Genomic DNA, 15,189 nt, shown 5'->3' on the forward strand with positions numbered 1-15,189 from the left:
TTTCATTTCATCTTTTTGCCACCGTATTCTCCACAGTTGAACCCGATTGAACGGTTATGGAAGTGGTTGAAAGATGAGGTGATTGCCAACGTTTTTCACAAGGATCAAAATGACATTGCCCAATCCATTACTCGCTTTGAACAGTACGTCTTACAACATCCAGATGAGGTGTTACGCCGCATGGGGTGTGCTGTGTGAATCAGAGGTTAAAATGCCAATTTGGATGTATATATATTGTATAAACATAAACAGCTTTTAGAATACTATGATGATAGTTTTAGACCCACAATCGCCGTTATAATGAGGGCTATAAATAATATTCTTTTCCAATCCTTTGCATCACCATAAACAAACATCCCCACTAGTGTTCCTCCAGCAGTACCGATCCCTGTCCAAACTGCATAGGCTATTCCCATTGGCAATGTGCTTAACGCTATACTTAATAGACTAAAGCTTACTAGAAAACCAAGGATTAATACCATATATGATTGGATTTTATTGTGCTTTGCAACTAGGTTAATACCTATCACGCCAACCACTTCAAATATTCCTGCTAAAATTAACGTAACCCAAGCCATTATGCTACATCCTTTTCTTCATTTGTAACGAGCTTCAAGCCTAAAATACCAATTACAAGTAAAACAAGAAACAGAATCTTCATCCAACTAAACTCTTCCCCAAATACAAGTATACCTACAATTGCTGTTCCAGCTGTACCCATCCCTGTAAAAACTGCATAGGCTGTCGCGACAGGTAGCGTTTGTGTTGAGAGGATGATTAAATAGAAAGATAAACCGATTAATACTGCTGTGGCAGCCCATTCAAACCAACTGACTGAATACTTCAAACCAATTACCCATAAAACCTCGACTATTCCTGCTAAAACAACATAAAGCCAACTTTTACTCATGTTTATTGTCCTCCAATTTCATTTCTTTTGCTGTAAGACCACACCAAAATAGGTACTATGAGGCATGAAAACGCTTTTTTAGACGATGGGCATCTCCGTATAACATTTCAACAAATAAACTATCTAAAACAGCTAAAAAAGCTGCCGTCGCCATCTCTTCGTCTATCATTGAAGAAATTTCGCCTGCCTCTTTTACCTTATTGAATATCGGAATAAATAACTCTTCTAGCTTATCTAAATAGCTATACAGCTCACTCATCACTTGCTCACGTAAATGAACTGGTGGCAAAAAGGCATTCCCTAGCATGAATTTCGTTGAATCATACTTTGCATAGCGTTCCATCGATTGCTCCAAAAAATTGTATAAAATATTTTTTATTGGCTTACCCTTAGTCAGAACTAAATCCTCCATCACCATGCTGATTTCAAATTTACAAGCGTCCTCACAGATTTGAAGGAATAAATCATCCTTCCCTGCAAAGTACGTATAAATAGACTGTTTTTTAATACCGACATCCTTCGCAGTATGTGCCAGCGAAGCACCCTCATAGCCACGCAATGCAAAATGATGCAATGAAACTTCCTTCAGTTGATCTAATGTTGTCATTACCTCCAAACACCTTCCCGAACGTTCGTAAGGTGAAATTAACACATACTATATTCGAAGTCAAATCCCCTACCCTTACTCAGTTACCAAAATTTTTTATGTAGATGTATAGTGATTCCTAAACCCATTTTCCTCATCTTCTACAAACTTTTCGTTCTGCAAGTCATATGAAGATGTTTCATCATGGAAGCCAAAATAAACAGGTAAAACAAACTGTTTTCCTCCTGTTACTTTTCAACGTACGACACTCAGCACATGTGGAGTGTGTTGCGAAATTAGAACGCGGTTTGTAAAAGGTCAATCGTTCTATTAGAGAAATATTGATAACAAAAAAAGGAAAGGACATCCCTTTCCTTTTTCATTTGTGAGATCGCCCTTCTGTATAGTAATGATGATGTTTTCCGCTTCACTACAATGTTATTAAAATATTTTTAATTTATTGTGAATTATAATATAATTTTACATAAAGTTCATTTTCATGATAGAAGGGGAATTATGGAGAATATAAAAAAACTACATCCGATCAGCGTAACAATTATTATCGGAACATTATTTGCAAGAATGGCGATGTTTATGACCATTCCGTTTTTAGCCATTTATTTAACGAGCGTAAAAGGAGTCAGCGCTTCGTTTGCAGGGGCAATTATTGGGATTAGTTCGATTGTAGGACTGTTTGGTGGTTTTTTTGGCGGGTATGTTTCCGATCGATACGGGCGAGAGAAAGTGATGAAAATTTCTCTTTTGATGTGGACGTTCGTGTTTATTGGTTTTGCGACAGCGGAGAGTGTTTGGACGTTTTTTCTATTAAATGCGTTAAACGGCTTATGTCGTTCGTTTTTCGAACCTTCATCGCGAGCGTTGTTGTCACAAGTGACAAAACAAGAAAATAAATTGCTTGTGTTTAACTTGCGATATGCAGCAATTAATGTAGGGGCGGCGATTGGTCCATTAGTGGGGTTGAAGATCGGTGCTTCGTCATCGACGACGGCATTTTTTGTTACTTCTTTTGTTTATTTTCTTTATTTTATTTTACTTGTCACACTTTTTTCAAAGTATACAATTGAAAAGCATGGCGACGCATCTGAACATGTAACGCTTCGAAACGCTGTCAACGTATTAGGGAATGATCGTGTGTTTTTATTCACCGTGATTGGAATGATTCTCGGTGTTACGGGGTATTCGCAATTTAATTCAACCATTCCACAATATTTGTCGCAATACAAAGATGGTGTACAGCTTTTTTCTTATTTAATTGTATTTAACGCCATTACGGTACTCGTTGTACAGTATCCCGTTTCAAGAATTGGCAAGCATTATTCTGCATTAACATCGATTATGCTTGGCATTGGCGCGGTAGCCTTAGGTCTTTTTGGATTTGGTTTATTTACTGCTGTTCCGATGTTATTCGTGTCTATGTTTGTATTAACCGTCGGGGAAGTGATGATGTTTTCAATGATTGAAATATTTATTGACCAAATCTCACCTCAACATATGAAAGGATTATATTTCGGTTCGATGGGATTTACGGCAATCGGGAATGCTGCTGGGCCTTGGATTGGAGGATTGATGCTTGAACACCTTGGTTATGGCAACCATCTACTTATTTTTACATTGTTAGCTTTATGCACTTCCATCGGTTTTCCTGTTCTCTTATATGTTGGTCGTTTAATGAAGGTGACGAAACGGCATATTGAGTATAGTTTATAACCGTTTTATATTTTTGTAGCCGGAGAGATGGTGGAATGAAAAAATCCATTTTCGTTTTTAGTTTATTGGTTGCGGTCATGACGTTCGGGGTGTTTTTTTACGAAAAAAACGATTTTAAACAAAACGTTGATTTGGCTCGTCTTGGTGAAGAAGAACTATTTTCCTATAAATCCAAATATGTAGGAGATGCGAGCAATGTTTCTCGTTTACTTGACCAATTAGCTTTTGGAACATATCGAAGAAGCCTATCGCTTCAAACGGTGAAAGAGCCGTACGGAATGACAGTGCATTATGATATGGAAAATACAGAGATGGGCTTGAAGAAAATAGAAAAATTGTTGTATGACAATGCCGTTATTTTGTTCGTTTTAATTGAAAATTTGGATCGTATTACGTTTGATATGAATGTAGACGCAAAACACGTTTCTTATTCGTTTGAGAGAGAACAAGTGCAAAAACAAATGGATGAGCACTTATCTGTATATGCAAAGGATATTGATCGCTTTCGCTCATTATTGTATGCACTAAAAGGTGTGGGAGATGTTGAGAAAGCAGTAGGTGAAGCGATTAAAGAACACGGGAAAACGTATGGAAAGGGAGAATACATTACGGAAGGACACATTATTCTTGGCGCAGAACAAAAAGGAAACGAAGTGAAAGCATACACAATCGCAAGTGTTGGTGTATTTGAATTTCAAGACGGTATATTCGCCATTGTGTCAGGCAGCGGGGCCATTCCGACGGTAATGACATTTTCAATTGATGAGCACGGGCAATATAAACTCATCGCCTATGAAGAGCCACTTGATGGAGATGCATATGCAAAATCGGTTAAGCGCATGTTTCCGAAAAAATATTACTCGCAGGTGTTGTATGCAGAGAAATACTATGATGAACTTGCTAAACAGCAAGAAAGACAGGCGCGGGAGTATTTGAAACAGATTGGTCGAGATGCAAAAGTGAGTACATCGTATGTGGAAAAACAACCGCTCAACATTTCCGTAGAAGCGATGAACCATTTTCTTACCATGCTTGGTAGCGACCCATTTTTGAGTAAGTGTCCAGATTGGCTTGGAACGCGTGAAGTAATCGAACAAGGGGTTCGGTATGTGTACGAAACATCTCAAAGTAAAACAAATGATGAAAGAGATGTAATTGTTTTAAGGAAGATGAAAGAAGATGGAACGGTCATCGACATGCGACAGTATGTCATTGAGGAAAATAAATTAAAGCGTATAAAGTAAAAGCAGTCCGATCGGCTAGGACTGCTTTTACGTTGGGTGATGGTTGAGCACCAATTCGATAAGAGAATCGCTATTTTCAATTGCTTAGTTAACTACTCTATGTTGCTATATAGTAGTACTCAATATTATTGAATACTAACATGATTGAGTACGTAGGAGGTGTTTTTTTGGATAATCTAAGCGAAATGCTGAAAGGGATTTTGGAAGGCATCGTACTAGAGATTACAAGCCGCGGCGAAATATACGGCTATGAGATTACGAAAAAGCTGCACGCGTTAGGTTTCTAAGGGATTGCGGAAGCGACGGTATATGCATTGTTGTTGCGGCTAGAAAAAAATAAGCTTGTCCACATTACGAAAAAACCGTCAGACATGGGGCCACCAAGAAAGTTTTATACGTTAAACGAGCGAGGATTTGAGGAATTAGCAGCTTCTTGGGTAAAGTGGGATTTTCTTAGCGAGCGTATTCATCTGTTACGAACGAATGGAGGAGAGAAAAATGTTTAGTCACGAGATGAAAGAAAAAATCAAGCAATTTGCGAAAGAGCAAGCGCGAGGAAGCGGAGATGACGTATATGGAAAAGCTACGTCGGAGAACGGGGGAAGCGAAAAGTAAACTGATGGCGAAGCTCGCGAAATTCAAAAGTCGCTCCGAAACAGCGATGGAAGCAGAAAACGACATGGTTCTCTACATGAGCGACTATATGAAAGATTTAATGGAACAAGGGCTATCGGAACAAGAAGCGTTTGAACGGGCGAAAGAGGAATTAAAGTTTCGCAGCGAAACGACAAAATCCGCTGATTTACAAGAACGGATTGTCGCGCACTATCACCATATGGACATTGCCGATTATGAAGCCGTTGGGTTGTTTTACGGAGCGTTTGTTTTCTTAGGAATTTCGATTGGTGCGCTCATTGGTTTTATTGGCAGCGGTGGCCGGGAGATGTTTTTATCTGGCGGATGGATTCGCACGCTCATTGGTGCGATTATCGGCTTTTTGATCGGAACGGGATTAGGGCTTTTGAGCAACGCTATCATTGTGTTGAAATGAAAAAGTTGATGTATTCTCATTAGTAAACTCTTCGTAATGAGGACAATATTCCTGCCTAATAAGAGATGCTTATGACTTTCATTTTGGATCCAAGGGGAGATTAATTGATTGGATTGGTGGTTTTGTACGAAACAAACATGAAAAGACAGCGAGCGCATGATTCGCTGTCTTTTTGTATACTTAAAAAAATAAAAAGTTTCGAGGCTGCAACATTTTTATTAATGCAGTTGTATGTAAAGTGAAAGGAGGTTGTTTCTTTGTGCACAAAAGAACAAATCCAGCGCGCCATGGATGAATATGGGAATATGGTATTGCGCCTTGCGTATGTGTATATGAGAAACGAACACGATGCAGAAGATGTCTTTCAAGACGTATTTATTAAATTATATGAGCATATGGGGCGAATACAAAGTGAAGAGCATATGAAAGCGTGGTTAATTCGGGTCACCATTAATGTGTGCAAAAATAAACTGAAATCGTTTGTATATCGAAAAATGGATGAGTATGAAGAGGGAACCCATATTTCTATCGATCATGACTATTTTGAAGTCACGTCAGCCGTCACATCCCTCCCGACAAAATATCGGGAGGTCGTTCATTTATTTTACTATGAAGGGTATCAAACGAAAGAAATTGCCGAGTTGTTAGGAAAGCGTGAAAGTACAGTTCGTTCGTTGCTTTCTCGTGCGGGAGAAATGTTAAAAAACAAATTGAAAGGGGAGTATGATTTTGCGTGAGCGATATAAAAAAGAGATGGAACACATTGTTGTGACAGAAGAACTGAAAAATAAAGTGATCGTCCAGATTGATAAAATAGAACAAAAAAAGAAGCGAAAGTCATTTCGTCCGGCGTATGTTGCCATTGCTGTGGCAAGTGTATTATTAGCTGTTAGCTTGCATCCTACATTATCCACCAAAGAGAAAACACAAGAAAAGGTAGAAATAATGATGGAAAACGATCAAGGAGAGGATATGTTGAAGCTGGAAGCTACCGATTCGAATATAACGATTCATGATGTCACATATGATGCAAACGTCCAAAAACTTCATTTTTCAGTGACGAATAAAAGTAATGGTGTGATTTCATTTGGATATGCGTATGCGATCGAGCGATATGATGAGACAAAACAAACGTGGCAACCAACAACGTTAACGAATGATCTCGCATTTATTGAAATGCTTGCGTTAATTGATAAAGGACAGACTGTGAAAGATATGATAGATCTTTCATTGTTAAATCACCCATTAGAAAATGGGAAGTATCGCATTGTGCGTACTTATTACGCTGATGCAGCTCATTTCACAGGTTACATTGAATTTGACGTCGTCGATCAAAAGTTGTTGAATTTTCACACGTATATTGAGATAAAACCGACTGAAACGAGCAAAAGTCACGATGTAACATTGACATGTGAAAAAGACCCGCACTTTTCTTTGTATAGTGCTCATAACGGACTTGTCTCAACAAAAACCGGTCGCCAAGGAGTGCATATATATCCGATATATGAGGGAAAAGAACAAGTCAATTTCTCGATGGAAGCTAGCGCTGGAATGTTATTTACAGATAAAATGGTTGATGATGCGCTAACCATTTATGAAGCGGAGCAATCGGTATCGTCCGATGAACAAATGATTGCCGAATCCATGCCACCTGATCGTGGGCAAATCGAGGGCATTGAAGGATATGAAGGACCGAAAGTATTGTTTTTAAATGGTGAGCGAGTTAACGTTGAACCATCGATTGTTTTTTGGGAACCGAATGAAGCAAGTAAAAAAGAGGAAGTCAAAGTGAAAGTGACGGTGATCAACGCACGTACAAACGAATCTATTGGTACATTTTATGTCGTCATCGTTCGACAAGGGGATGAATATGTGTTAGAGCACATCGAATAAACGAGGGGAAGTCCCTCGTTTATTTCGTTAAAATGGAACGAATGCTAGAAATAGCCGCCTCATGTTCAAGCGAGCGATGGGAAAGAAGAGTTAACAGTTTCTCATGGTTGTCGATTTTACTTTCTATTTTTTTAACGATCTCATTTGTTTCAATTACTGCTTGTTGGACAAGCGCTAAGTCTTGCTTTGTTGCCATGTTCGCTTTAACTTCTGCGAGTTCTGCTTCCATGTTTTCAGGCTTGTCCAAAATGCGTTGTAGCATTTGCTCCATCGTTTTCCTCCTTTCTTGTGAGAAATTAGAAAGGGAAACAGCTGTGTGGCATGTCGTGTGTTGAAGAGAGGTTTTGTTTGATGTGGCAGTACAGATGAAGACCGTTCCCCAGTATTATAAATGATAAGGATGGAGAGTGGAACAGGAAACCATATGCCCTTTATTTTGATTTTCTCCATACATGATGTATTGTATAAGAAGATATGATTATGGGGTGACACGGGCATATGTTATGGAAAGAGGCAGAACAATTTATCACGTTATGTTATACAGAGTTAGGAAAAAGCGATGATGACATGCATGAACGTTTGCAACAAATTCAGCATGAGATTGAACAAACAGGGACGTATGAACATACATATGAGGAGCTTGAGCACGGGGCGCGCATGGCATGGCGCAATAGCAATCGTTGTATTGGACGTTTATTTTGGCAAACGCTTCATGTGTTTGATGCACGTGCGATAGAGAGAGAAGAAGATGTTGCCGAGTGGCTATTCCATCACATTGCTTTTGCGACAAACGGTGGGAAAATCCGTCCGACCATTACGATTTTTCGTCCGGAGCGTGTGCGCATTTGGAATCATCAGTTAATTCGCTACGCTGGTTATGAGACAGAGCACGGAATGATCGGGGATCCATCGTCAATTTCGTTTACGAAAGCGTGTGAGAAGTTAGGGTGGAGAGGGGAACGAACGCATTTTGATATTTTACCGCTTGTCATCCAAATCGATGGTCGCGAGCCGAAGTTATTTCCGATTCCAAAGGATATTGTGCTTGAAGTGCCGATTGAACATCCGACGTTTTCGTGGTTTCGTGATTTACAGCTTGAATGGTATGCTGTGCCGATTATTTCAGATATGTGTTTGGAGATTGGCGGCATCCGTTATACAGCGGCCCCATTTAACGGATGGTATATGGGAACAGAAATTGGTGCGCGCAATTTCGCTGACGATTACCGATATAACATGCTTCCGAAAATCGCTTCATGCATGGGGCTTGATACGTCAAAAAATAGCACACTATGGAAAGATCAGGCGCTTGTTGAATTAAATATCGCTGTTCTATACTCATATAAAAAAGCAGGGGTAAGTATTGTCGATCATCATACAGCGGCTCAGCAGTTTAAACGTTTTGAACAGCAAGAGCAAGAAGTAGGAAGGAAAGTAACGGGCAGTTGGACGTGGCTTATTCCACCGCTTTCGCCTGCAACAACGCACATCTTCCATCAATATTATGAGAATACAATAGTCAAACCGAATTATTTTTATCAACAACATCCTTATGAATGACACCGCCGCGCCGTTCGCGCGGTGTTTTTTCACATGAATATATTCCTAATTTTCAGAATATCATTTACTACTTTCTTATTTTTTTGATATAGTTATAGAAAAAAGGAAAAGGGGGAGACTCAAGTGGATTTTATTGAGCAGCTTAAAATGGAAGAAATGCGAAGAAAAAATTTTTTCTTGTTCCTTATTTACACATTTAGCGCAGTAACAGGTGTGATCGGGCTTATTTTGATTGGAGAGAAAGTTGAGAAGATTGCCATTTATGGTGGCAGTCTTGTTCTAAATGCCCTCGTGTATATGGCGTTAAAAAAGATGAAAAAGTACGAACACATCTATCCATATTTTATTATTTTTATATTATTTTCTGCGACATTAGGTAGTTTATTTACGACAGGGGGAAGTTTAGGAACGATCGCACTCGCTTTTTGTTTAGTTGTGTTATCTGTATTGCATTTGAATCGCACGTTGTTTGTAACAGGACTTCTGCTTGGCATTATCATTTTAGTTGTCGGTGCACTTGTTCCATCTTCTTTTCAGCAAGTATTTCAAAAGACAGGACATACGGTTTTTATTGTTTATGTGATGATTGGCATTGCCCTTTCGGTGTTATTGCATTTAAGTCGGAAGCAATTTCATCAACTCGTTGAACATGTAGGGCAGGCACATGCCGAAAAGGAAAAACAAATGGAAAGAAGACATGAACTTGAAGGTCAGTTAAAGCATATTATTGAAAATGTTAAACACATTCATCAACAAGTACTTCAAAATGTACAAGCGCAAGAAGAAATGAAAGAAGCGATTCGACAAGCTGCGGTAGCAGGTCAAGCGCAAAGTGAACAAGTCATTGATATTCATGATGAAGTAGCGGAAGCGAAAGCGATGGGTGAGCAAATTTATGAAACGTCTAAACAATTAAAGGAGCACTCCTCGCAATCGAGCGAGATGGCACAAGCGGGTATACAAAAAATGCATCTTTTATTAACCCACACAGAACAATTTCATGAGGCGATTCATGCGACAAAGGCAACATTAAATGCGTTAACAAGTAAAATTGCTAATACAAATGAGTTAACGAAACAAATTAAGCAAATTACGAATCAGACGAACTTGTTAGCGCTAAACGCAACCATTGAAGCTGCGCGAGCAGGAGAGTATGGAAAAGGATTTGCGGTCGTCGCTGAAGAAATTCGCAAGTTGGCTGTATTGACGGAAGAAACGACACAACATATCGTTCGCAATTTAGCGGAAGTCAATGAAAGCAACAATGAGCTATTAGAGCGAATGGATGAAACGAGTGAGCAGTTAACGAAAAATGAAACGTTGACGGATGAAGTAAATATGTATTTTGAAAAATTGTATCAGTCGTTAAATCATTTGCAAGAACAATTATCTTACTTTTTTATCATTAGCGAAAAGCTCGAGAAGCAAGGAGAAAAAATGGATCGTTCGATTAGTGATTTTTCTGTTTTCATTCAGCAGTCGAGCGCATCGCTTGAAGAAGTAAGCGCAACAGTTGAACATTTAAAAGACGCAAATGAAAAAATGGCAGCATATGTGACAGAAACCGCCGAACGTGCCGCAGCTATTCAACAGCAAATGGTATAAACATAAAAGCACCTCGAGAAATTGGAGGTGCTTTCTCATATGTGACGATTTCGGAAAGAAACGATTTATCAATTTTTAGTGTATCGACGGAGATATGGCGTAAGTAGGCGATCGATGAGTAGCCGCTGCCGAAATCGTCAATGGCGATGCGAATGCCCATTTGTTTTAGTGCCTGAATCGTTTCAATGACTTGTTTTTCATCGCTTAAAGCGATGTTTTCTGTAATTTCTAGTTCAATATATTGTGGTTGAAAGCAAGTTTGTTCCAATAAAAATGTCGTCGCAATGCGCAAGCGTCGACGTGACAAAGATTGTGGAAACGAAATCCACCCTTGAAGCGCAATGGCCATAGCGAATGTAATACTGAAAAGTTCAAGAATGGTGTGAAACGATAAAAAGTGATTTTGTTCAAACGTCATTGTTAGTGACGGACAAAGCAGCAAAATGGGAATAAAACATAGCGTTGCAAGGACGCTTACGATCATCGGCCACTTTTCTTTTTGTCATCGGTGTTATGTCCCTCCATCATCCCCATGTTACATACATTATATATTGGAAAAATGCGGGGGGGATGAAAAAATTATGAAAAAAGCAGGGAACATTCCCTGCTTTACTGTCGAGAGCAAGCACTCCGCGTCGAAAAACGTTCGGCATGAAGTGCCTGCCTTCGCATTATAATCTTTTAGCGCCAACAAAACGTTGTTTCCAATAAGATTGGTGAATCGAGTCTACTTTAACTCCTTTCGACGATGTCGCATGAATCATACGACCATTGCCGATATAAATCGCAACGTGTGAGATTCCTTTATGTTTCGATGTTTTGAAAAATAGTAAGTCTCCCGGTGCTAATTGTTTGAGGGAAACAGGCTTTCCTTTCTTATACATCGCTTCTGAAGAACGAGGAAGTGAAACGCCTACTTTTTTGTATGTATAACCAACAAAGCCGGAACAATCAAATCCTTTTGGTGTCGTTCCTCCTGCACGGTACGGTGTGCCAATCACTTTGTGCGCTTCAGCAATCAGCTTGTTAGCTGAGAACGCGGCTTCTGTTTTGAAAGGGTTTGCAAAAAATGTTAAACATAGCAACATAAAGAGAGCGATAGTGGCTAGAGCTTTTTTCATTGCTTGAACCTCCAAAAGACTTGTTCCATGGACGAGTACATTATAGCAAAAAAGATGTCGAAAAATTGTTACATAGCCATTAAATTATGTTACAAATACATTACAAAGATCGATTTTTGCAAAAATAAAGAGAGAATTTAGCATATATGTCGGAACAGAAAAGTTGAATGTAGACGAGCTTCGCGATAAGATAGGGGGGAAGTACATGAAAAAAGGGGACCTCAAATGGGTGATTGGATCATTTCGTCAGAAGCGATTGTCGCTTTGTTAAAAATTATTGCGATCGATATTATTTTATCTGGGGATAACGCCATTGTGATTGCGATGGCTACACGTCGATTGCCGGAAAAACAACGCAATCGGGCAATTTTATTTGGTACTGCTGGAGCAGTCATTTTGCGCATATTGTTTGCTGCTGTTATCGTCTTTTTATTACAAATTCCGCTTGTTCATTTTGTTGGAGGATTGTTGCTCCTTTGGATTGCGTATAAAGTGCTGATTAACGAAGAGGAAGAAGCGAACGTACAAGCTGCTGATCGTTTATGGAAGGCGATTTGGACTATCATTGTAGCCGATGCGGTCATGAGTTTAGATAACGTTGTCGCAATTGCAGGAGCTTCAGGTGGGCACATCGGCATGATCGCTTTCGGTGTTGCCATTAGCATTCCGATTATGATTTTCGGGTCAAAGGCTATTGTGTTGGCGATGGAAAAATATAAGTGGATTCCGTATGTTGGTTCCGGTATTTTAGCGTGGACGGCGGGGGAAATGCTGTTAAAGGATGAACAAATAAAGCGGTGGATTGCTTTTCCGCAAGGTTCGCAGTCGCTCGTATTTCTCATTGTTGTGACGGCATTTATTTTGCTAGCGGGATATGTAAAAAATAAAAAGACAGATAAACGAAAAATCGCATAAAAATTTTATAAACATGCGTATAAAACACAAAAGAACGGTCATAATGGATAATGCTAAGTGTATTCCCCCGATCCCCCTGTGAATATACTTGAAAGGGCTATCTCCGTAACGAGATAGCCCGATTTTTTTTAAATAAATAAATTTAATCCTGCTTCTTCTGCATCGCCTAAATATGTGGCGACACCGCCAATTTCGATTCCGTCAATTAGTTCTTCTTTTTTAATGCCCATAATGTCCATTGACATTGAACAAGCGACGAGTTTAACACCTGCAGCCATCGCATTTTTCATTAACGTTTCAATATCGTCTACGTGTTTCTTTTCCATCACGTATTGAATCATTTTTGGTCCCATGCCTGCCATGTTCATTTTTGATAGCGGAAGATCGTGAACACCTTTTGGCATCATCATGCCGAACATTTTTTCAAGCATATCTTTTTGTACAGGTGGCGCATCTTTTTTTCGTAAAATGTTGAGACCCCAGAATGTAAAGAACATCGTTACTTTTTTACCCATTGCAGCAGCCCCAGATGCGATAATAAATGATGCGATCGCTTTATCTAAATCGCCGCTAAACACAACAAGCGTTGCGCCGTCTTTTTTCGTTTCTTTTTCAGGGAAAGCAGTTGTTTTTGTTCCTTTTTGAATGTATGCGGTGAACGTTTTATTTTCAAACGTTGTTTTTAACAACGTATTGCCTGTTTTTTTGCACCATGATTGAATGTCGCGTGCAAACCCTGGGTCCGTTGCTTTTACTTCTAGCACATCTCCGTCTTTTAACTGTTCCATCGTTTGATATACTTTCATAATTGGTCCAGGGCATTGGAGCCCACATGCATCTAATGTTGTTGTCGCTTGAACGTTCATGACGTCTACACGCTCCACTTGTTTTTCTGTTTGTTCCTCTTTTCGTTGTTCTTGTTGTTCGCTATAAACAGCAACATATGTTTTATATCCGCCATCTAAGTTTTTTACACGGAAGCCATGTTGGGTTAATATACGAGCCGCTAAATAGCCGCGCAATCCGACTTGGCAATATACGTAGATCGTTTCATCTTTAGGCAGTTCATGAAGTCGCTGGCGTAATTGTCCAAGCGGAATGTTGATAGATCCAGGAATAAAGCCCATATCGCGCTCTATTTCTTCACGCACGTCAACGAGACACGCTCCATTTTTTACTAACTCATTTACTTCATGCCATTGAATGGTTTCAACCATATCTTCAATGATGTTTGTTGCGACATAGCCAGCCATATTAACAGGATCTTTAGCAGATGAATATGGCGGTGCGTACGCTAATTCTAAATCTGGTAAATCAAATACAGTCATCCCGCCTTTAATGGCTGTTGCAAGGACGTCAATTCGCTTATCGACACCGTCGTAACCGACAGCTTGGGCACCGAAAATGCGCCCTGTTTTTCGATCGAACAATAGTTTTAGAGCAATCGGAAATGCACCTGGATAATAGCTTGCATGTGAATTTGGATGAATGTGTATGATTTCATATTGTATGCCGAGACGTTGCAACGTTTTTTCGTTGTTTCCTGTTGCTGCCACCGTCATGTCAAATACTTTGGCGATCGCTGTGCCAAGCGTTCCTTTGTAGTGTACGTTTCGGCCGTTAATATGGTCGGCAACGATGCGTCCTTGCCGATTTGCTGGCCACGCGAGCGGAATGTGAGTCGGTTTGCCGTTAATATAGTCCATCACTTCGATTGCATCGCCAATGGCATAAATTGAAGGATCGGATGTTTGTAAATATTCATTGACTTGAATGCCACCACGTTCCCCAATCGCTAATCCAGCTTGTTTAGCTAATTCATTTTCTGGTTTTACGCCAATCGCTAATACGATCATGTCCGTTTCAATTGTTGTTCCGCTTTGTAAACGAACAATTTTTCCTTGTTGTTCAAATGCTGCAACGCCGTCTTCTAAGATAAGGCGGACACCTTTATCTCTTATATGTTGATGGAGAATGGCTGCCATTTCGTAGTCGACAGGCGCCATAATTTGTTTCGCCATTTCAACAAGTGTGACGTCTATGCCACGTTCCCATAAGTTTTCAGCCATTTCTACCCCGATAAACCCGCCACCGATAACGACCGCTTTTTTCGGTTTTTTCTCATCCACATATGCTTTAATTCGGTCGGTATCTGGGATGTTACGCAATGTGAATAAGTCGTTTGCTTCTTCAATGCCTGGGATGTTTGGCTTGATTGGGCTTGCCCCTGGTGATAAAACGAGATAATCATAGCTTTCTTCATACGTTTTTCCAGTTGGCAAATGTTTAACCGTTACCGTTTTCCGTTCGCGATTAATTGCAATGACTTCGCTTTGAATACGAATGTCAAGATGAAATTTTTCTGCCATGCCTTCAACCGTTTGCACGAGTAAGGCGTCACGTTCTTTAATTGCTCCACCAATGTAATATGGAAGACCACAGTTTGCAAATGAAATATATTCTCCACGTTCAAACATGACGATTTCTGCTTGTTCATCTAAACGACGTAAGCGAGCAGCTGTCGTTGCACCACCAGCTACGCCACCGACAATGACAATTTTCTTTCTCATAGTGAT

16 protein-coding genes and 1 pseudogene are annotated in these 15,189 nt (G+C 39.8%); 10 read left to right on the plus strand and 7 right to left on the minus strand.

Features of this window, described 5'->3' with window-relative positions; genetic code table 11:
- A partial coding sequence (locus BO219_RS11980; RefSeq protein ID WP_226373827.1) for a transposase occupies positions 1-198 on the plus strand: 198 nt, incomplete at its 5' end.
- 65 nt (positions 199-263) lie between these two features.
- Here BO219_RS11980 and BO219_RS11985 read toward each other — a convergent pair.
- The 3 genes from BO219_RS11985 to BO219_RS11995 are packed head-to-tail and all read right to left on the minus strand — an operon-like array spanning position 264 to position 1,517.
- The gene (locus tag BO219_RS11985) at positions 264-578 is read right to left on the minus strand and encodes a DMT family transporter (RefSeq protein ID WP_077429698.1); all 315 of its coding nucleotides are present in this window, start codon (positions 576-578) and stop codon (positions 264-266) included.
- Complete coding sequence (locus BO219_RS11990; protein WP_077429699.1) at positions 578-910, minus strand: DMT family transporter; 333 nt, start codon at positions 908-910, stop codon at positions 578-580. The genes BO219_RS11985 and BO219_RS11990 overlap by 1 nt, the downstream gene beginning before the upstream one ends.
- A gap of 55 nt (positions 911-965) precedes the next feature.
- Positions 966-1,517, minus strand: coding sequence for a TetR/AcrR family transcriptional regulator (locus BO219_RS11995; protein WP_077429700.1), 552 nt, complete (start codon positions 1,515-1,517; stop codon positions 966-968).
- A gap of 495 nt (positions 1,518-2,012) precedes the next feature.
- Here BO219_RS11995 and BO219_RS12000 point away from each other — a divergent pair, with 495 nt between their 5' ends.
- From BO219_RS12000 to BO219_RS12025, 6 genes and pseudogenes are all read left to right on the plus strand, one after another.
- The gene (locus BO219_RS12000) at positions 2,013-3,224 is read left to right on the plus strand and encodes an MDR family MFS transporter (protein WP_077429701.1); all 1,212 of its coding nucleotides are present in this window, start codon (positions 2,013-2,015) and stop codon (positions 3,222-3,224) included.
- A 35-nt stretch (positions 3,225-3,259) separates the two neighbouring features.
- On the plus strand, positions 3,260-4,468 hold the full coding sequence (locus BO219_RS12005; protein WP_077429702.1) for a DUF4825 domain-containing protein: 1,209 nt from the start codon (positions 3,260-3,262) through the stop codon (positions 4,466-4,468).
- Positions 4,469-4,635: 167 nt separating this feature from the next.
- Positions 4,636-4,974 (plus strand): annotated as a pseudogene (locus tag BO219_RS12010) (PadR family transcriptional regulator).
- Positions 4,975-5,042: 68 nt separating this feature from the next.
- Positions 5,043-5,519 carry a hypothetical protein gene (locus BO219_RS12015; protein ID WP_226373828.1) on the plus strand — a complete coding sequence of 159 codons (477 nt, stop codon included), beginning with the start codon at positions 5,043-5,045 and terminating at the stop codon, positions 5,517-5,519.
- 257 nt (positions 5,520-5,776) lie between these two features.
- Positions 5,777-6,256, plus strand: a complete 480-nt coding sequence (locus tag BO219_RS12020; protein WP_077429703.1) for a sigma-70 family RNA polymerase sigma factor — start codon at positions 5,777-5,779, stop codon at positions 6,254-6,256.
- A complete protein-coding gene (locus tag BO219_RS12025) occupies positions 6,243-7,412 on the plus strand; it encodes an immunoglobulin-like domain-containing protein (protein ID WP_077429704.1) in 1,170 nt (389 codons plus the stop codon). The genes BO219_RS12020 and BO219_RS12025 overlap by 14 nt, the downstream gene beginning before the upstream one ends.
- 19 nt (positions 7,413-7,431) lie before the next feature.
- On the opposite strand, the gene BO219_RS12030 is transcribed toward BO219_RS12025, so the two are convergent.
- The gene (locus BO219_RS12030; protein ID WP_077429705.1) at positions 7,432-7,683 is read right to left on the minus strand and encodes a hypothetical protein; all 252 of its coding nucleotides are present in this window, start codon (positions 7,681-7,683) and stop codon (positions 7,432-7,434) included.
- Between the two features lie 227 nt (positions 7,684-7,910).
- On the opposite strand from BO219_RS12030, the gene BO219_RS12035 reads away from it, so the two are divergent.
- Together BO219_RS12035 and BO219_RS12040 are read left to right on the plus strand one after the other, a co-directional pair.
- Complete coding sequence (locus tag BO219_RS12035) at positions 7,911-8,972, plus strand: nitric oxide synthase oxygenase (RefSeq protein ID WP_077429706.1); 1,062 nt, start codon at positions 7,911-7,913, stop codon at positions 8,970-8,972.
- Positions 8,973-9,095: 123 nt separating this feature from the next.
- On the plus strand, positions 9,096-10,577 hold the full coding sequence (locus BO219_RS12040; protein WP_077429707.1) for a methyl-accepting chemotaxis protein: 1,482 nt from the start codon (positions 9,096-9,098) through the stop codon (positions 10,575-10,577).
- On the opposite strand, the gene BO219_RS14890 is transcribed toward BO219_RS12040, so the two are convergent.
- A complete protein-coding gene (locus BO219_RS14890; RefSeq protein WP_226373829.1) occupies positions 10,555-11,061 on the minus strand; it encodes an EAL domain-containing protein in 507 nt (168 codons plus the stop codon). The genes BO219_RS12040 and BO219_RS14890 overlap by 23 nt on opposite strands.
- A 187-nt stretch (positions 11,062-11,248) precedes the next feature.
- On the minus strand, positions 11,249-11,698 hold the full coding sequence (locus BO219_RS12050; protein WP_077429708.1) for a C40 family peptidase: 450 nt from the start codon (positions 11,696-11,698) through the stop codon (positions 11,249-11,251).
- Positions 11,699-11,923: 225 nt separating this feature from the next.
- On the opposite strand from BO219_RS12050, the gene BO219_RS12055 reads away from it, so the two are divergent.
- Positions 11,924-12,613 carry a TerC family protein gene (locus BO219_RS12055; protein WP_077429709.1) on the plus strand — a complete coding sequence of 230 codons (690 nt, stop codon included), beginning with the start codon at positions 11,924-11,926 and terminating at the stop codon, positions 12,611-12,613.
- Positions 12,614-12,741: 128 nt separating this feature from the next.
- Here BO219_RS12055 and cdr read toward each other — a convergent pair whose 3' ends face one another.
- Entirely contained in the window at positions 12,742-15,183 is a 2,442-nt protein-coding gene (cdr, locus tag BO219_RS12060; protein WP_077429710.1) for a CoA-disulfide reductase, read from the minus strand.
- Positions 15,184-15,189: the final 6 nt, after the last annotated feature.

The sequence above is a fragment of the Anoxybacillus kestanbolensis genome (assembly GCF_001996285.1).
GTDB lineage: Bacteria > Bacillota > Bacilli > Bacillales > Anoxybacillaceae > Anoxybacillus > Anoxybacillus kestanbolensis_A.